The sequence below is a fragment of the Pseudomonas mandelii genome (assembly GCF_900106065.1).
In the GTDB taxonomy this organism is placed as follows: Bacteria; Pseudomonadota; Gammaproteobacteria; order Pseudomonadales; family Pseudomonadaceae; genus Aquipseudomonas; species Aquipseudomonas mandelii.
The window spans coordinates 930,304-947,794 of the sequence record NZ_LT629796.1; the positions used below are offsets into that span (position 1 = coordinate 930,304).

A 17,491-nucleotide genomic window follows, 5' to 3' on the forward strand; every position below is an offset into this window, starting at 1 on the left:
GGTGGCGGGATACCTGTCAATTTGGCGCACAGATTACCATCTCGGCTTTACAAATAGCCTGTGGCGAGGGCGCTTGCTCCCGCTGGGTCGCGCAGCGGCCCTGAAGTCAGAGGGCGCGGTGTGTCAGGTTGAATGTGTTTGTCAGCTATGGGGCTGCTTCGCAGCCCGGCGGGAGCAAGCGCCCTCGCCACAAAAAACCTCATCAGCCACAAAAGCTCACAGGGCTCAGGAATCGGATCTGGAAGGCAACATCCAGATCAACCCGCTCGACTTGGCCCGCTCATGGCACAGCCCCAAAACCCTGCGGCGTTCTTCGTTGTCCATGCGACTCCAGCGCGTGATTTCTTCGACCGTGCGCTGACACCCGGTGCAAATATCATCTTCGTCCAACGCGCAGATGTTCACGCATGGCGAGAGGACCGGTCGTTCGGTGGCGTTCATTCTTCCTGCTCGACCAGATCACGGGCGTAACGCTGCGAATTGTGCACATAGTGCGCGGCGCTGGCCTCCAGCATTTTCTTTTGCTGCTCGGTCAGTTCACGCACTACTTTGCCGGGCGAGCCCATGACCAGCGAACCGTCGGGAATCTCCTTGCCCTCGCCAATCAGCGAGTTGGCGCCGATGATGCAGTTCTTGCCGATTTTCGCGCCGTTGAGAATCACTGCATTAATACCGATCAGGCTGTAATCGCCCACGGTGCAGCCGTGAAGCATGGCGTTGTGGCCGATGGTCACGCCGGTGCCGATGGTCAGCGGGTAGCCCATGTCCGTGTGCATCACCGTGCCGTCCTGGACGTTGCTGTTCTTGCCAATCAGGATCAATTCGTTGTCGCCACGCAACACGGCGTTGAACCAGACGTTGGCGCCCTCTTCCAGTTTGACCTTGCCCACCAGCACGGCATTGGGTGCAACCCAGCTCTGCGGATGGGTTTCGACGCGGGCATCGCCCAGGCGATATTTCATCTTGTTGTCCTCAAGGCTCAGGCAGCCGCGGTTCACGCCATACGAACGATGGCTTCAAGTATTGATAAAGCTTTTGGGCGGGTGGTGCAGGCTGATGTCGGCGTCATAGAGCAGGTTGATCAACTCGACAATCATGATTGCCGTCAGGCCCCAGATTTTATACTCGCCATAACGATAACTCGGCACGTACCAACTGCGCCCCTGGTAATCGATGCGGTGGGTGTGCTCCCTTGGGTCCTCACGGAAAAACTCCAGAGGCACACTGAACACGGCGGCGATCTCGGCATCGTTGGCCAGGTACTCGACAAAACCCGGAATCACTCCGACATACGGCGTGACCTTGATGCCATGCAGGGAGATCAACGGGCTCAGCGGGCCGATCACCTCGACCAGCCCCGGTGGCAAGCCGATTTCTTCTTCAGCCTCCCGTAGCGCGGTGAAAATAAGATCAGGGTCTTCGGGGTCGCGCCGCCCACCCGGGAAGGCGACTTCACCGCCATGGGTCGAGAGCCCGCTGGCGCGCAGGGTCAGAACCAGCTCCGGTTCGTCACTACGGGTGATGGGTACCAATACCGCGGCTTCGGGGAAACGTTTGTCGGTTTCCATTGTGCGTGGGGTGTGGTTGCTTACTCGATGCAGTAGCTCGTCCAGCATGAGTCTTCTCGATCTGTTGGCCGTAGGGTCTGTTGACGTTTGCTGACAACCGCGTTGCGCGCCAACGCAGTTCGTCAGCAAACGTCAACAGACCCTATGCATCATGCACCAATCGAACCGGCCGCCCAACCCCATAACCACTGCATGTCGCTAAACGACAACTTGCCGACAGACACCGCCGCACGCCAAGATAGGCGCAGCATTCAGGAACCCCAGCATGAAATTTTGCAGTCAGTGCGGTAACCCGGTCACCCAACGCATTCCCGAAGGCGACTCGCGCCTGCGTTTTGTCTGTGACAGCTGTCAGGCGATTCACTATCAGAACCCCAATATCGTCGCCGGCTGCGTGGCGACCTGGGGCTCGAAAGTGTTGCTGTGCCGACGCGCCATCGAGCCTCGGCTCGGTTACTGGACCCTGCCCGCCGGTTTCATGGAAAACGGTGAAACCATCGAGCAGGCGGCCATTCGCGAGACCGCCGAGGAAGCCTGTGCGCGGGTGCGCAACCTGAGCATCTATACGTTGATCGACGTGCCGCACATCAGTCAGGTGCATGTGTTCTTTCGCGCGGAGCTGGTGGACCCGGATTTTTCTGCCGGCCCCGAAAGCCTGGAAGTGCAGCTTTTCGACGAAGCCGACATCCCGTGGTCCGAGTTGGCTTTCCGCACGGTGGGTCGTACCTTAGAATGCTTCTTCGCTGACCGGCGGACCGAGGTCTACCCCGTGCGGTCCGAGTCGATCCCGCCGCTTGCTCAGCCTGCCATCACCTAAAGCTCCTGGCTCCAGAATCACCTATAACTAAATAGTCGCGACACCTTTCAGGGATATCGTTTCAATGCGCTGGTTGCTTGCCGTGGTTTGCTTGTCGTTCGTCACTCTGTCACAGGCTTCCGTTGCGGAAACCCTGAACGGCAAAGTCATCGAAAAAGTTTTGGTGCTCAAATCCGCCCACCAATTGCAATTGATCAATGACGGCAAGCCGCTCAAGACCTACCGCATTTCCCTGGGCAGAAATCCGAAAGGCCAAAAGCTGATGGAAGGCGATAGACGCACGCCTGAAGGTTTTTACTGGCTGGACTGGCGCAAGGTCAGCGATAAATTCAATCTGTCGATGCACATCTCCTACCCCAACATCAGCGACGCTGCCCGCGCCCGGCGTGAAGGCGTCGATCCGGGTAGCATGATCATGATCCATGGCACACCAGATACCGAAGAAAACCCGGAAGACCTGTTCCACACCCTGGACTGGACCGACGGCTGCATTGCCATGCGCAACATGGACATGCGTGAGGTCTGGGGCCTGGTACCGGATGGCACGATGATCGAGATTCGGCCGTAACCCCTTTACCTGTGGCGAGGGAGCTTGCTCCCGCTGGGCTGCGAAGCGGCCCCAAAAAATGACCTGACACCGCATTCGCTGATTTCAGGACTGCTTCGCAGCCCAGGGGGAGCAAGCTCCCTCGCCACAAAAGCACCGATTTCTTCTTCTTAGCGCTACCTTCGGTCGCTCCTCGAAAAATAAAATCAAAAGATCGCCGCCTGCAGTAATGACTGCCGGGAAGATACCAATCTCCCCGGCAAGCGTTACCCCAGGCTGCGATCTTTGCGCTCAAAACCCCCACCTCTAATACCACTTGATACCAAACCCCATTTCCCGCACTCAACAGGGCCGCCTTTCCCACGCCAACGGCAAAATACTGGCATTGACATGGTATTCAAGTGGTATTAATTTTCGGCCATTCGCGGAACACAACACTCCAATATCCGCATCGGACATCCCTGACATGAATGACCTCCAGGCCCTACGCCCTGACGACACCCAGCCCACGCCCCTCTACCTGCAACTGGCGCGCAATCTGGAAGCGGCGATCCATGCCGGGCAGTGGAAAGCCGAGCAGGCCATGCCTTCGGAGCGCAACCTCAGCGAGCTGCTGGGCATCTCCCGCGTCACTGCCCGCAAGGCACTGGAAGTCTTGTTCGAACAGGGTCTGATCCGCCGCAACCAAGGCTCCGGCACGTTCATCACGCCGCGCCTGGAACAACCGCTGTCGCGCCTCTCGGGTTTCAGCGAGATGCTGCGCCTCAAGGGCTTCGTTCCCGGCTCGCAATGGCTGGAACGCGAGATCACCCCGCCGACCCACGAAGAACTGATCCGCCTCGGCCTCTCGCCCAACGATAAAGTCGCGCGGCTCAAACGTCTGCGCAAAGCCGACGACACGGTGATGGCGATCGAGATGAGCACCCTGCCCGCCTCAATCATTCCCAAGCCGCAAGCGGTGGGCGATTCGCTCTACGAATACCTCGACGGCATCGGCAAACCGATCGTCCGCGCCTTGCAGCACATCCAGGCGATCAACGCCTCGGACGAATTCGCCGCCCTCGTCGGCATCGCCCCCGGCACCGCCATGCTGCTGATGACCCGGGTCGGCTACCTGGAAGACAACACGCCAATCGAAGTCACCGACACCTACTGCCGCAACGACTACTACGACTTTGTTGCAGAGCTTCGTCGCTAACCCGCTTCGCCGCTAAAACCGAGAACCGATCATGTCCGAAGACAACATCCTCACCGCCCACGGCTGGGTTCGCGGCCGGCTGATTCACGAACACGGCAAGGTCGTGTCCATCGAAGGCGTGCCGTGCGATCCGGCCGACAACGACTTGCCCTATCTGCTGCCCGGCTTCATCGACCTGCACGTCCATGGCGGCGGCGGCAAGGACATCATGGAAGGCGCAACCGCCTTCGAAACCATCAGCAAGACCCACGTGCGTTTCGGCACCACGTCGCTGCTGGCGACCACCATGACAGCGCCGCCGGAGGAGATTTCCAGCGTGCTCAAAGCCGTCGGCGAGTTCTGCGAGCAGCGGCCGGAAGGCTGCGCCCGGGTGCTCGGCGTGCACCTGGAAGGCCCGTACATCAACCCCGGCAAACTCGGCGCCCAGCCGAACTTTGCCCACACCGCGCTGATGGCCGAAGTCGAGGACTACCTCACGCTGGCACCGATCCGCGTGATCACCATCGCCCCGGAAATCGCCGGCCACGATGCCTTGATCCGCACCCTCAGTGCACGCGGTATCCGCATGCAGATCGGTCACACCCTCGGCAGTTATGAGGAAGGCGTCGCCGCGCTGGCGGCCGGCGCCAGCAGTTTCACTCACCTCTACAACGCCATGAGCCCGTTGCATCACCGCGAGCCGGGCATCGTCGGTGCGGCGCTGGCCCACGCCAAATACGCGGAGCTGATCCCGGATTTGCTGCACGTGCACCCCGGCGCCATGCGGGTCGCCCTGCGCGCGATCCCGTGCCTGTATTGCGTCACCGATTCCACCGCCGCCGCCGGCATGCCGGACGGCGAATACAAGCTCGGCAGCCACACGGTCACCAAGTGCCTGGGCGGCGTGCGCTTGCCCGACGGCACCCTGGCCGGCAGCACGCTGACCATGGATCAGGCCCTGCGCAACCTGGTGAAAATCGGTCTGCCGATCGCCGAGGCGTCGCAACGTCTTTCGCAATTCCCCGCCGATTACCTCGGCCTCGAAGAACGCGGCCGCCTGCAACCCGGCAGCTGGGCCGACTGCGTGCGACTGGATCGCTCACTCACACTCACCGCCGTCATGGTCGAAGGAGAAGACATTGACTTCAAAAATGCTTGAAGAGGCGCTGTCCTCGTTCGAGGCCGTGCAAGCCCAACTGCAGCAACTCGACCCGCAGATGATCGAGATCGCCGGGCGCCTGCGCCGTCAGCCGCCGCAAGTCGTGATGACCGTCGCTCGCGGCAGTTCAGATCATGCCGCCAGTTACTTCGCCTACCTGACCATGCAGCAACTGGGCTACCCGGTGGCGTCGCTGCCGATGTCGGTGGTGACCATGCTGCAAGCACCATTGAAAGTCAGCGGCCAAGTGGCGTTCGCGTTCTCGCAGTCGGGGCAAAGTCCGGATCTGGTGAACAGCCTGCGCCTGTTACGCAAACGCGGGGCCCTGAGCATTGCCCTGGTCAACGCCGAAAGTTCGCCGCTGGAAGCCGCGTGCGAATTCAGCCTGCCGCTGTGCGCGGGAACAGAAAGCAGCGTTGCCGCCACCAAGAGTTTCATCGCCACCCTCAGCGCCAGCGCCCGTCTGATCGCCCACTGGAAAGAAGACGTGGAATTGCTCGAAGCCGGCAACGCCTTGCCGGAAGGTCTGCGCGAGGCGGCGCAACAGGATTGGAGCCTGGCCATCGACGCCCTGCGCGATTGCCAACGCTTGATGGTAATCGGCCGCGGTGCCGGTTTTGCCATCGCTCAGGAAGCAGCCCTCAAGTTCAAGGAAACCTCGGCGATCCAGGCCGAAGCCTTCAGCAGCGCCGAAGTGCGTCACGGCCCGATGGCATTGATCGACGAGAACTATCCCTTGCTGATCTTCGCTCCACGGGGTGCCGAGCAGGCCGGTTTGCTGAGCCTTGCTGCCGACATGCGCCAGCGCGGCGCTCGCGTTCTGCTGGCGGCACCAGATGACATTGCCGAACGTGACCTCACGCTGACCCGCGCCGAACACCCGGCCCTGGACCCGATTCTGGCGATCCAGAGTTTCTACGTCATGGCCGCCGGTTTGGCCGTGGCCCGTGGCATGGACCCGGACCAGCCGCGGCATTTGAGCAAAGTGACGCGCACGCACTAAGTCCGCCCCGAACGATTTCCTGATGAGACCGAGCCATGCATAACAACAATAAAGAGCTGACCCTCAGCGCCCCGCTCAGCGGTCCGGTGCTCACGCTCGCCAAAGTCCCGGACCCGGTGTTCGCCAGCGGCGCGATGGGCGACGGTATCGCGATCGATCCACTGAACGACACCCTTCACGCCCCCTGCGCCGGCGTCGTGGTGCACGTAGCCCGTAGCGGTCACGCCGTCACCTTGCGTGCCGACAACGGTGCCGAATTGCTCCTGCACCTGGGCCTCGACACCGTCGAGTTGCAGGGCGAAGGCTTCTCGATGCTGGTCAAGGAAGGCGCCCGCGTCAGCAATGGCCAACCGTTGCTGCGCTACGACCTGGACAAGGTCGCGCAGCAGTGCAAAAGCCTGGTCAGCCTGATGATCCTGACCAACAGCCAGGAGTTTCAGGCGCGGCCCATCACGCTGAAATCGGTCAAAGTCGGCGACCCGCTGCTGCACATCATTCGCCGGGCGGCGCCGGGCGCCCAGGCAGAGGCGGACCTTTCGGCTGAAGCGCATTTCGGTCACGTGCGCATCGCTCATCGCGGCGGTCTGCATGCTCGCCCTGCGGCGCTGATTCGTCAGACCGCACAAGGGTTCAAGAGCAAATCGCAGCTGCATTTCGCTGGCAAATCGGCGACCTGTGACAGCTTGATCGGGCTCATGAGCCTGGCCGTCGGCGAGCAGGATGAGGTTCAGGTCAGCTGCCAGGGCCCGGACGCCGAGGCGGCATTGCAAGCGTTGCTGATCGCCTTGTCCACGGCGTTGGCCGAAGACAGCCATGCCGCTGCGCCTGCGCCGATCACCCGACGCACTCGGACTGCCGAAGCGGGTGTGCTGCACGGCGTTTGCGCCGCGCCCGGCCTGGTCGCTGGCCCCTTGTTTCGCTTGAATACCATCAGCCTGCCGGTGGATGCCGGCCACCACGCTCCCGAGCCACAGCTGCACGCCCTCGATACCGCATTGACCGTCGTGCGCGGCGAAATCGAGCACACCCTGGCCCAGGCCAGGAAACACAAAAACACTGACGAAGAAGCGATTTTCACCGCGCACCTCGCCTTGCTCGAAGACCCGGCGCTGCTGGACGCGGCCAACGCCTGCATCGCTCAAGGCATGGCCGCGACGCACGCCTGGAGCCAATCGATCGACACGCAGTGCGACGTCCTTCAACAACTCGGCAGCGCGTTGCTGGCCGAACGCGCCAACGATCTGCGCGATCTCAAGCAACGGGTGCTGCGCGCCTTGCTCGGCGAAGCCTGGCACTACGACGTGCCGGCCGGCGCCATCGTCGCCGCCCATGAGCTGACGCCGTCGGACTTGCTGCAACTGAGCGAGCAAGGGGTCGCCGGGTTGTGCATGGCCGAGGGTGGCGCGACGTCCCACGTCGCGATTCTGGCGCGGGGTAAAGGTTTGCCGTGCCTGGTGGCGCTGGGTTCGGCGCTGCTGGATCAGGCACAAGGCCAGGCGGTGGTGCTGGACGCCGACGGTGGTCGGCTCGAATGGGCGCCGACGGCCGAACGCCTGGCCGACGTGCATCAGGCGCAACGCGATCATCAGCAACGCCGTGCGCTTCAACAATCGCAGGCTCATACCCCGGCACTGACACGCGATGGCGTGCACATCGAAATCGCCGCCAATGTCGCGTCCAGCGCAGAAGCGGCCGATGCGCTGGCCAACGGCGCCGATGGCGTCGGTCTGCTGCGCACCGAGTTTCTGTTTGTCGACCGCAACACCGCGCCGGACGAACAGGAGCAACGCCTCGCCTATCAAGCCGTGCTCGACGCCATGGGTGACAAGTCGGTGATCATCCGTACCATCGACGTTGGCGGCGACAAGCAACTCGACTACCTGCCATTGCCGGTCGAAGCCAATCCGGTGCTCGGCTTGCGCGGCATTCGCCTGGCTCAGGTGCGGCCGGAATTACTCGATCAGCAACTGCGCGCACTGTTGCATGTCAGCCCGCTGTCGCGCTGCCGGATCCTGTTGCCGATGGTGACCGAGGTCGATGAGTTGCTGCACATCCGCAAGCGCCTCGATGCGTTGTGCCTTGAACTCGGGGTAAATGAACGCCCGGAGCTGGGGGTGATGATCGAAGTCCCGGCCGCTGCGCTGCTGGCCGAGCAGCTTGCAGAGCATGCGGACTTCCTGTCCATCGGCACCAACGATCTGTCGCAATACACCCTGGCGATGGACCGCGACCACGCCGGCCTCGCCTCGCGCGTCGACGCCATGCACCCGGCCCTACTGCGGCTGATCGCCCAGACCTGCGCCGGCGCGGCGGTGCATAACCGTTGGGTCGGCGTCTGCGGCGCACTCGCGTCCGATCCGCTGGCCACGCCGGTCCTGATCGGCCTGGGCGTCAGCGAGCTGTCGGTCAGCCCGGTGCAGATCGGTGAAATCAAGGATCGCGTGCGCCACCTCGACGCCGCGCAATGCCGAAGCGTCAGCCACGACCTGCTCAAGCTGAGCAGCGCCGGGGCGGTGCGTCACGCCTGTCACCAGCAATGGCCTCTGAGCTGAACAACTACAACACCTCTCAAACAAAAAGAGCACAGGGAGCACCGCCATGTACCAATATTTCATCGAGGGCCTGCAACGTCTCGGCCGCGCGTTGATGCTGCCGATCGCGATCCTGCCGATTGCCGGCCTGTTGCTGCGTCTGGGCGACACCGACCTGCTGAACATCGCCATCATCCATGACGCCGGCCAGGTGATCTTCGCCAACCTGGCGATGATCTTCGCCATCGGCATCGCGGTCGGTTTCGCCAAGGACAACAACGGCACCGCAGGTCTCGCCGGGGTGATTGGTTACCTGGTGATGATCTCCACGCTCAAGGTCCTCGATGCGAGCATCAACATGGGCATGCTCGCCGGGATCGTCAGCGGCTTGATGGCCGGCGCGCTGTACAACCGCTTCAAGGACATCAAGCTGCCGGAGTACCTGGCGTTCTTCGGCGGACGGCGCTTCGTGCCGATTGTCACCGGCTTCGCCGCCGTCGGTCTGGGCGTGATTTTCGGTTTGATCTGGCCGCCGATCCAGCACGGCATCAACGGTTTCGGCGCACTGATGATGGAGAGCGGCAGCATCGGCGCCTTCGTCTTCGGCGTGTTCAACCGGTTGCTGATCGTCACTGGCCTGCACCACATCCTCAACAACATGGCGTGGTTCGTCTTCGGCAACTTCACCGACCCGACCACGGGTGCCATGGTCACCGGCGACCTGTCGCGCTACTTCGCCGGTGACCCGAAGGGCGGCCAATTCATGACCGGCATGTTCCCGGTGATGATCTTCGGCCTGCCCGCCGCCTGCCTGGCGATGTACCGCAACGCCCTGCCGGAACGCCGCAAAGTCATGGGAGGGATCTTCCTGTCGATGGCGCTGACTTCCTTCCTGACCGGCGTCACCGAACCCATCGAATTTGCGTTCATGTTCCTCGCACCGTTTCTGTTTTTGCTCCATGCGCTGCTGACGGGGTTGTCGATGGCGATCACCAATGCGCTGAACATCCACCTGGGTTTCACCTTCTCGGGCGGCTTCATCGACATGGTGCTCGGATGGGGGAAATCCACCAACGGCTGGTTAGTGGTGCCGGTAGGCTTGGCGTATGCGGTGGTCTATTACGGGGTGTTTGATTTCTGCATTCGCCGCTTCAACCTCAAGACGCCAGGGCGTGAAGAGGTGCCGACGGGTGACAAGATTGTGGTCACCGAGAATGAACGCGCCGGGGCATACATCAAGGCACTGGGCGGGGCACAGAATCTGATCACCGTCGGGGCATGTACCACGCGGTTGCGGCTGGACATGGTGGATCGCAACAAGGCCAACGATGCGGAGTTAAAGGCGCTGGGGGCGATGGCGGTCGTGCGTCCCGGCAAGGGCGGGAGCTTGCAGGTGGTGGTCGGGCCGATGGCGGATAGCATTGCCGATGAAATTCGTCTGGCGATGCCGGCGCTGGGTCGTGCGCTGGTGTCCTCTCCTCCCGCGGTGATCGATGCACCGAAACCTGCGGCGGTGGCAAATGCAGAAGCGCAGCAATGGCTGGATGCCTTGGGCGGTGGGGACAACGTGCTGCAGATGGATTGCGTGGCCATGACCCGGATTCGACTGCACCTGGCGGATGGCAAAGCGTTGTCAGAGAGTGATTTGAAGGCGCTGGGTTGTCAGGGAGTCAGTCAGCTGGAAGGCGGCATCTGGCACCTGCTGGTTGGTGACAAGGCGCCGAGTTTGAATGGCGCGTTGGAGGCGTTGGTCAATCGCAGTGAGGTGAGTGCCAAGGTTTAATTTGATAGGGCGTCATTCCCGCTACACATAAAAAACCCGCTGATCTGCATCAGCGGGTTTCTTTTACAGCGGCCAGAAAGATCAGAAATCCTCCAACCGCCACACTTCATAAGCCGGTGTCTCATAGGGGTGGCTGAGTTTCAGCGCAGCCACCACGGCCACGATCAACTCATCCGCCACCACCAGCTCAACCTTCCATTCCTCAACCTGCTCGACCTGCCCCGCTTCCCCGATAAACGGCTGACTGCCGTCCAAAGGCCGAAACTGGCCGAACCCAAGCACCTGCCACGCGCAATGATCATAAGCCCCGATCCGCCCGCCACCGGCAGCGAATACAGCACTCTTGACCAACTCGACATGGCTGGCCGGAACAAAAAAGCTGAGCTTGTACACAGCCCTTAGTTCACCCAGACGCGCGCATTACGGAACATACGCATCCAAGGAGCGTCTTCGTTCCAGTCTTCCGAGCGCCACGAGTTCTGCACAGCGCGGAACACGCGTTCCGGGTGCGGCATCATGATCGTTACGCGACCGTCACGGCTGGTCAAACCGGTGATCCCGCGCGGCGAGCCGTTCGGGTTGGCCGGGTAGTTTTCGGTGACCTTGCCGTGGTTGTCGACGAAACGCATCGCCACGCAACCCGACAGATCGGCTTCCAGCAACGCTTCTTCGCTGGCGAACTCGGCATGACCTTCACCGTGAGCGATGGCGATCGGCATGCGCGAACCGGCCATGCCTTGCAGGAAGATCGAGTTCGACTCCTGGACCTGAACCATCGCCACACGCGCTTCGAACTGCTCGGAGCGGTTGCGCACGAAGTGCGGCCAGAACTCGCTGCCCGGGATCAGCTCGTGCAGGTTAGACATCATCTGGCAACCGTTGCACACGCCGAGGGTGAAGCTGTCGTTGCGTTCGAAGAAGCCCTGGAACGCATCGCGAGCACGGCTGTTGAACAGCGCGGACTTGGCCCAGCCTTCACCGGCACCCAATACGTCGCCGTAGGAGAAACCGCCGCAAGCCACCAGACCCTTGAACTCGTTCAGGTCGACACGGCCGGCCAGAATGTCGCTCATGTGCACGTCGATCGCGTTGAAACCGGCGCGGTCGAACGCGGCCGCCATTTCCACCTGACCGTTGACGCCCTGCTCACGCAGCACGGCAACCTGTGGGCGGATGCCTTTCTTGATGTAAGGCGCGGCGACGTCCTGGTTGACGTCGTAGCTCAGCTTGACGCTCAGGCCCGGGTTGTCTTCTTCCAGCAGCACGTCGAACTCTTGCTCGGCGCAGTCGGCGTTATCACGCAGACGCTGGATCTGGTAGCTGGTTTCAGCCCACTGACGTTGCAGCAGACGACGCTGACCTTCGAACACGGTTTCGCCGTTGAAGGTGATGTTGATCTGGCCGTTGTTCATCGGCTGACCGATCACCGACACGCACTCGCCCAGACCGGCAGCGCTGAACTGCGCGAGGATGTCCGGCGTGGCGTCCTGGCGAACCTGGATCACGGCGCCCAGTTCTTCGTTGAACAGGATCGCGGCGATGTCGGCGGAGGTTTCAGCCAGACCGTCGAGGTTCAGGCTCAGGCCACAGTGACCGGCGAACGCCATTTCCACGGTGCTGGTCAGCAGACCACCGTCGGAACGGTCGTGGTAGGCCAGCAGGTGACCGTCGGCATTGAGGCCTTGGATCACGGCGAAGAAAGCTTTCAGGTCTTCGGCATCATCGACGTCCGGCGCTTGCGAACCGAGCTTGCCGTGAACCTGGGCCAGGATCGAGGCGCCCATGCGGTTCTGGCCACGGCCCAGGTCGATCAGGATCAGGTCGGTGGTGCCCTTGTCCATGCGCAGTTCCGGGGTCAGGGTCTGACGGATGTCAGCCACTGGCGCGAAACCGGTCACGATCAGGGACATCGGCGAGGTCACGGTCTTGTCGACGCCTTCGTCGTTCCAGCGCGTGGCCATGGACATGGAGTCCTTGCCCACCGGAATGGTAATGCCCAGGTCCGGGCATAACTCCATGCCAACCGCTTTCACGGTGTCGTACAGACGCGCGTCTTCACCCGGGTGACCGGCAGCGGACATCCAGTTCGCCGACAGTTTGATGTCGGAGATCTTGTTGATGCGCGAAGCGGCAATGTTGGTCAGGGTTTCGCCGATGGCCATGCGGCCCGACGCCGGAGCGTCCAGCAGTGCCAGCGGAGTACGCTCGCCCATGGCCATGGCTTCACCGGTGTAGACGTCGAAGCTGGTGGCGGTGACGGCAACGTCAGCCACCGGAACCTGCCACGGGCCGACCATTTGGTCACGGGCCACGAGGCCGGTGATGGTGCGGTCGCCGATGGTGATCAGGAAGCTTTTGCTCGCCACGGCCGGGTGATGCAGCACGCGCTCGACGCAGTCGGCAATGTCGAGGGTCGACGGATCAAAATCGTCGCCCAGTTCGTTTTCACGAACGGCCGAACGGTGCATGCGCGGGGCTTTGCCCAGTAGCACTTCCAGCGGCATGTCCACCGGGCTGTTGCCGAAGTGACTGTCGGTGACCGTCAGTTGCGGCTCAGCAGTCGCTTCGCCAACCACGGCGAACGGGCAACGCTCACGTTCGCAGATCGCCTGGAAGCGTTCGAAGTCGGCCGGGCCGACCGCCAGAACGTAGCGCTCCTGGGATTCGTTACTCCAGATTTCGTGCGGGGCCATGCCCGGCTCGTCGTTTGGAATGTTGCGCAGTTCGAAGCGGCCACCACGGTCGCCATCGTTGACCAGTTCCGGGAAGGCGTTGGACAGACCACCCGCGCCGACGTCGTGGATGAAGCTGATCGGGTTTTTGTCGCCCAGTTGCCAGCAACGGTCGATGACTTCCTGGCAGCGACGTTCCATCTCAGGGTTTTCGCGCTGTACGGAAGCGAAGTCCAGGTCTGCCGAGCTGGTGCCGGTGGCCATGGAGGAAGCGGCGCCGCCGCCCAGGCCGATGAGCATTGCCGGGCCGCCGAGGACGATCAGCTTGGAGCCAACGGTGATCTCGCCTTTCTGTACGTGTTCGGCACGGATGTTACCCATGCCGCCGGCCAGCATGATCGGCTTGTGGTAACCGCGAACTTCGTCGCCACGCGGGGTGGTGATCGACTGTTCGAAGGTACGGAAGTAACCGGTCAGGGCTGGACGGCCGAATTCGTTGTTGAACGCGGCGCCACCCAGTGGGCCTTCGATCATGATGTCCAGCGCAGTAACGATGCGCTCAGGCTTGCCATACGGCACTTCCCACGGCTGTTCAAAGCCCGGGATCTGCAAGTTGGAGACGGTGAAACCGGTCAGGCCGGCCTTTGGCTTGGCGCCACGACCGGTAGCACCTTCGTCGCGAATCTCGCCGCCACTGCCGGTGGACGCGCCCGGGAACGGGGCAATCGCGGTCGGGTGGTTGTGGGTTTCGACTTTCATCAAGATGTGCACCGGTTCCTGCACCGCACCGTACTGGCGGGTTTCAGGGTCCGGGAAGAAACGGCCGGCGACGTTGCCGACGATCACCGAAGCGTTGTCCTTATAAGCCGACAGAACGCCTTCGCTGTGCATCACGTAGGTATTCTTGATCATGCCGAACAGGCTTTTTTCCTGGCTCTGACCGTCGATGTCCCAACTGGCGTTGAAGATCTTGTGACGGCAGTGCTCGGAGTTCGCCTGGGCGAACATCATCAGTTCGATGTCGTGAGGATTGCGCTTCAAGCCGACGAAGGCGTTGACCAGGTAGTCGATCTCGTCTTCGGCCAGGGCCAGGCCCAGCTCGGTGTTGGCTTTTTCCAGCGCGGCGCGGCCGCCACCCAGCACGTCAATCGCGGTCAGCGGTTTCGGCTCGGCGTGGCTGAACAGGCCGGCGGCTTGTTCGAGGTTGCCCAACACGATTTGAGTCATGCGGTCGTGCAGACCGTCCGCAATCAGTTGCGCGTCGGCGTCACTGAACTGACCGGCCACGTAAAACGCGATGCCGCGTTCCAGGCGCTGGATCTTGCTCAGGCCGCAGTTGCGAGCGATGTCGCTGGCCTTGCTGGACCACGGCGAGATGGTGCCGAAACGTGGCAACACCAGGAACAGACGACCGGTCGGCTCTTGTACCGGAACACTTGGGCCGTACTTCAGAAGGCGCGCGAGCACCTGCTGTTCGTCGCCGGTCAGGACGCCGGTGACTTCGGCGAAGTGAGCGAATTCAGCATACAAGCCGCTGACAGCCGGGACCTTCTGGCTCAGTTGCTCAAGGAGTTTGCTGTGGCGAAAGGCAGAAAGGGCAGGAGCGCCGCGCAGGATCAACATCTTCGGGACAGCCTCGGGAAGGGGTGTGCTTTGAGGCCGTGCATTCTAGCCTAAACCGCCCGCGACATCACCCGAAACGGTGCGCGCGGGTGCACCCGAACGTCGGGCCGGGCATTTGGACCTTAAACAGCGGTTCGCCGAGGGTTATTTTTTATGTCACAAATTACCGTTCGGGCCCATTCCTGCGGGCTCCAAGCGGGTTTTACGCTGTCTAGCAGACAAGCCCTTCGCTGTCGAGATATGGCGCTCGTGGTCCTTTGCGTATACTGCGCAGATGTTTTCCCCAACGGCTTTGCGTCCGCGGTTCGCCAAATGGCTGATCGCAACCGGACTCTTCCTGATGCTCAGTGGCTGTGTTGATAAACCCAACACGCTGGAGCGCGTAAAGGAGGATGGTGTGCTGCGGGTGGTTACCCGAAACAGCCCCGCCACCTACTTTCAGGATCGCAACGGTGAAACCGGCTTCGAATACGAGCTGGTGAAGCGCTTCGCCGACGATCTGGGGGTGGAACTCAAGATAGAGACCGCCGACAACCTCGACGACCTGTTCAATCAGGTGGGCAAACCTAACGGCCCGGTGCTGGCTGCTGCCGGTCTGGTCAGCAGCGAGAAACGCAAACAGCAGGTGCGGTTTTCCCACTCCTATCTCGAAGTCACCCCACAGGTCATCTACCGCAACGGCCAATCGCGGCCGACCGATGCTGGCGATCTGGTCGGCAAGAAGATCATGGTGCTCAAGGGCAGCACCCACGCCGAGCAATTGGCGGAGCTGAAAAAGAAATACCCCGGCATTGAATACGAAGAGTCCGACGCCGTTGAAGTCGTCGACTTGCTGCGGATGGTCGATGAAGATCAGATCGACCTGACCCTGGTCGATTCAAACGAAGTCGCGATGAACCAGGTCTACTTCCCCAACGTGCGAGTAGCCTTCGACCTCGGTGACTCCAGTAACCAGAGCTGGGCGGTGGCCGCTGGCGACGACAACAGCTTGCTCAACGAGATCAATGCCTACCTCGACAAGGTGAAGAAAAACGGCACCTTGCAACGCCTGAAGGACCGCTATTACGGGCACGTCGACGTACTGGGTTACGTGGGCGCCACCACCTTCGCACAACACTTGCAGCAACGCCTGCCCAAGTACGAGCAACACTTCAAGGCCTACGCCAAGAAAGAGAAAGTCGACTGGCGCCTGTTGGCGGCCGTCGGTTATCAGGAGTCGTTATGGCAAGCCGCGGTCACGTCCAAGACCGGCGTTCGCGGGCTGATGATGCTGACCCAGAACACCGCGCAGGCCATGGGCGTATCCAATCGCCTCGACCCCAAGCAAAGCATCATGGGCGGCGCCAAATACCTGGCCTACATGAAGGATCAGCTGGACGAATCGATCCAGGAGCCGGATCGCACCTGGTTTGCACTGGCGGCCTATAACGTCGGCAGCGGCCATCTGGATGACGCGCGCAAACTGGCGGCGAAAGAAGGCCTGAACCCGGACAAGTGGCTGGACGTGAAGAAGATCCTGCCGCGCCTGTCAGAGAAGAAGTGGTACAGCAAGACGCGTTATGGCTACGCCCGGGGCGGCGAGCCGGTGCACTTCGTGGCGAACATCCGTCGTTACTACGACATCCTGACGTGGGTCACGCAGCCACAGCTTGAAGGCAATCAGGTGGCTGAAGGCAACCTGCATGTGCCAGGGGTCGACAAGACCAAGCCGAATCAGGAAACCCCGCAGCTTTAAATCTGGGTTGCTTTTGAGGACGCCTTCGCGGGCAAGCCTCGCTCCTACAGGGCCGGTGTCGTATGCAAAGTTGCGGCACAACACGGACCTGTAGGAGCGAGGCTTGCCCGCGAAGGCAGCACCTCGGTCTCAGCCCTTCAAGGCCGCAGCCAAGATCATTGCTTTCATCTCGGACACCGCCGACTTGAACCCGACAAACAACGCATGCGCCACCAGCGCATGGCCGATGTTCAGTTCGTTGATGCCCTTGATCGCGGCCACCGCTTCAACGTTGTGATAATGCAGGCCGTGGCCGGCATTGACGATCAGCCCCTGAGCCAGGCCAAACGCTACGCCATCCGCCACACGCTTCAGCTCTTGCGCCACGTCGGTCGGTGTCTCGGCGTCGGCATAACGACCGGTGTGCAACTCGATAGCCGGCGCACCCACACGACGGGACGCTTCGATCTGCCGCTCGTCTGCATCGATGAACAGCGACACCTCACAGCCAATCTTCGACAGGCGATCCACCGCCGCCTTGATCCGCGCCTCTTGCCCTGCCACGTCCAAGCCACCTTCGGTGGTCAGTTCCTGACGGGTTTCCGGGACCAGGCAAATGTGCGCCGGGCGGATGCGCTCAGCGAACACCATCATTTCTTCGGTGACGCCCATTTCGAAATTCATGCGGGTTTGCAGTACATCCTTTAGCAACAGCACGTCGCGTTCCTGGATGTGTCGACGGTCTTCGCGCAGGTGCACGGTGATGCCGTCAGCCCCCGCCTCTTCCGCGTCCAGCGCTGCCTTGACCGGATCCGGGTAACGAGTGCCCCGGGCCTGACGCAGAGTGGCAACGTGGTCGATGTTCACGCCAAGAAGAATGCGATTGCTGGTGGTCAC

The 17,491-nt window shown here is 61.7% G+C and carries 14 protein-coding genes; 8 read left to right on the top strand and 6 right to left on the bottom strand.

The genetic code is table 11. From position 1 onward, the window contains the following. Positions 1 to 225 precede the first annotated feature (225 nt). From BLU63_RS04285 to BLU63_RS04295, 3 genes are read right to left on the bottom strand one after another with little or no spacing between them, the layout of a single operon-like run. On the bottom strand, positions 226 to 441 hold the full coding sequence (locus BLU63_RS04285) for a DUF1289 domain-containing protein (RefSeq protein ID WP_010463023.1): 216 nt from the start codon (positions 439 to 441) through the stop codon (positions 226 to 228). After that, positions 438 to 962, bottom strand: coding sequence for a gamma carbonic anhydrase family protein (locus tag BLU63_RS04290; protein WP_007944857.1), 525 nt, complete (start codon positions 960 to 962; stop codon positions 438 to 440). Before BLU63_RS04290 ends, BLU63_RS04285 begins: the two co-directional genes overlap by 4 nt. Before the next feature lie 54 nt (positions 963 to 1,016). Beyond that, a complete protein-coding gene (locus BLU63_RS04295; RefSeq protein ID WP_010463027.1) occupies positions 1,017 to 1,616 on the bottom strand; it encodes a CoA pyrophosphatase in 600 nt (199 codons plus the stop codon). 217 nt (positions 1,617 to 1,833) lie between these two features. Between BLU63_RS04295 and BLU63_RS04300 the strand changes: the two genes are divergently transcribed. The 7 genes from BLU63_RS04300 (at position 1,834) to nagE (ending at position 10,585) form a co-directional block, all read left to right on the top strand. Then, positions 1,834 to 2,385: an NUDIX hydrolase gene (locus tag BLU63_RS04300; RefSeq protein ID WP_010463029.1), complete on the top strand. Its 552-nt coding sequence runs from the start codon at positions 1,834 to 1,836 to the stop codon at positions 2,383 to 2,385. Positions 2,386 to 2,449: 64 nt separating this feature from the next. Continuing rightward, entirely contained in the window at positions 2,450 to 2,953 is a 504-nt protein-coding gene (locus BLU63_RS04305) for a L,D-transpeptidase family protein (protein ID WP_083374948.1), read from the top strand. A 445-nt stretch (positions 2,954 to 3,398) separates the two neighbouring features. After that, a complete protein-coding gene (locus BLU63_RS04310) occupies positions 3,399 to 4,130 on the top strand; it encodes a GntR family transcriptional regulator (RefSeq protein ID WP_010463034.1) in 732 nt (243 codons plus the stop codon). Between the two features lie 31 nt (positions 4,131 to 4,161). After that, positions 4,162 to 5,268 (top strand): N-acetylglucosamine-6-phosphate deacetylase, encoded by a 1,107-nt coding sequence (gene nagA, locus BLU63_RS04315; protein ID WP_010463035.1) that lies wholly within the window; start codon positions 4,162 to 4,164, stop codon positions 5,266 to 5,268. Beyond that, a complete protein-coding gene (locus tag BLU63_RS04320) occupies positions 5,261 to 6,271 on the top strand; it encodes an SIS domain-containing protein (protein ID WP_010463037.1) in 1,011 nt (336 codons plus the stop codon). The genes nagA and BLU63_RS04320 overlap by 8 nt, the downstream gene beginning before the upstream one ends. A 35-nt stretch (positions 6,272 to 6,306) precedes the next feature. Next, positions 6,307 to 8,823, top strand: a complete 2,517-nt coding sequence (gene ptsP, locus BLU63_RS04325; protein WP_083374949.1) for a phosphoenolpyruvate--protein phosphotransferase — start codon at positions 6,307 to 6,309, stop codon at positions 8,821 to 8,823. A gap of 46 nt (positions 8,824 to 8,869) precedes the next feature. Then, positions 8,870 to 10,585, top strand: coding sequence for an N-acetylglucosamine-specific PTS transporter subunit IIBC (gene nagE / locus BLU63_RS04330; RefSeq protein WP_010463041.1), 1,716 nt, complete (start codon positions 8,870 to 8,872; stop codon positions 10,583 to 10,585). Positions 10,586 to 10,666: 81 nt separating this feature from the next. Here nagE and BLU63_RS04335 read toward each other — a convergent pair whose 3' ends face one another. Next, complete coding sequence (locus tag BLU63_RS04335; protein ID WP_010463043.1) at positions 10,667 to 10,978, bottom strand: Nif3-like dinuclear metal center hexameric protein; 312 nt, start codon at positions 10,976 to 10,978, stop codon at positions 10,667 to 10,669. Positions 10,979 to 10,983: 5 nt separating this feature from the next. Next, entirely contained in the window at positions 10,984 to 14,880 is a 3,897-nt protein-coding gene (gene purL, locus BLU63_RS04340) for a phosphoribosylformylglycinamidine synthase (protein ID WP_077748283.1), read from the bottom strand. 274 nt (positions 14,881 to 15,154) lie between these two features. On the opposite strand from purL, the gene mltF reads away from it, so the two are divergent. After that, complete coding sequence (mltF, locus tag BLU63_RS04345) at positions 15,155 to 16,615, top strand: membrane-bound lytic murein transglycosylase MltF (RefSeq protein WP_010463047.1); 1,461 nt, start codon at positions 15,155 to 15,157, stop codon at positions 16,613 to 16,615. Between the two features lie 129 nt (positions 16,616 to 16,744). On the opposite strand, the gene pdxJ is transcribed toward mltF, so the two are convergent. Further along, positions 16,745 to 17,491, bottom strand: coding sequence for a pyridoxine 5'-phosphate synthase (gene pdxJ / locus BLU63_RS04350; protein ID WP_010463049.1), 747 nt, complete (start codon positions 17,489 to 17,491; stop codon positions 16,745 to 16,747).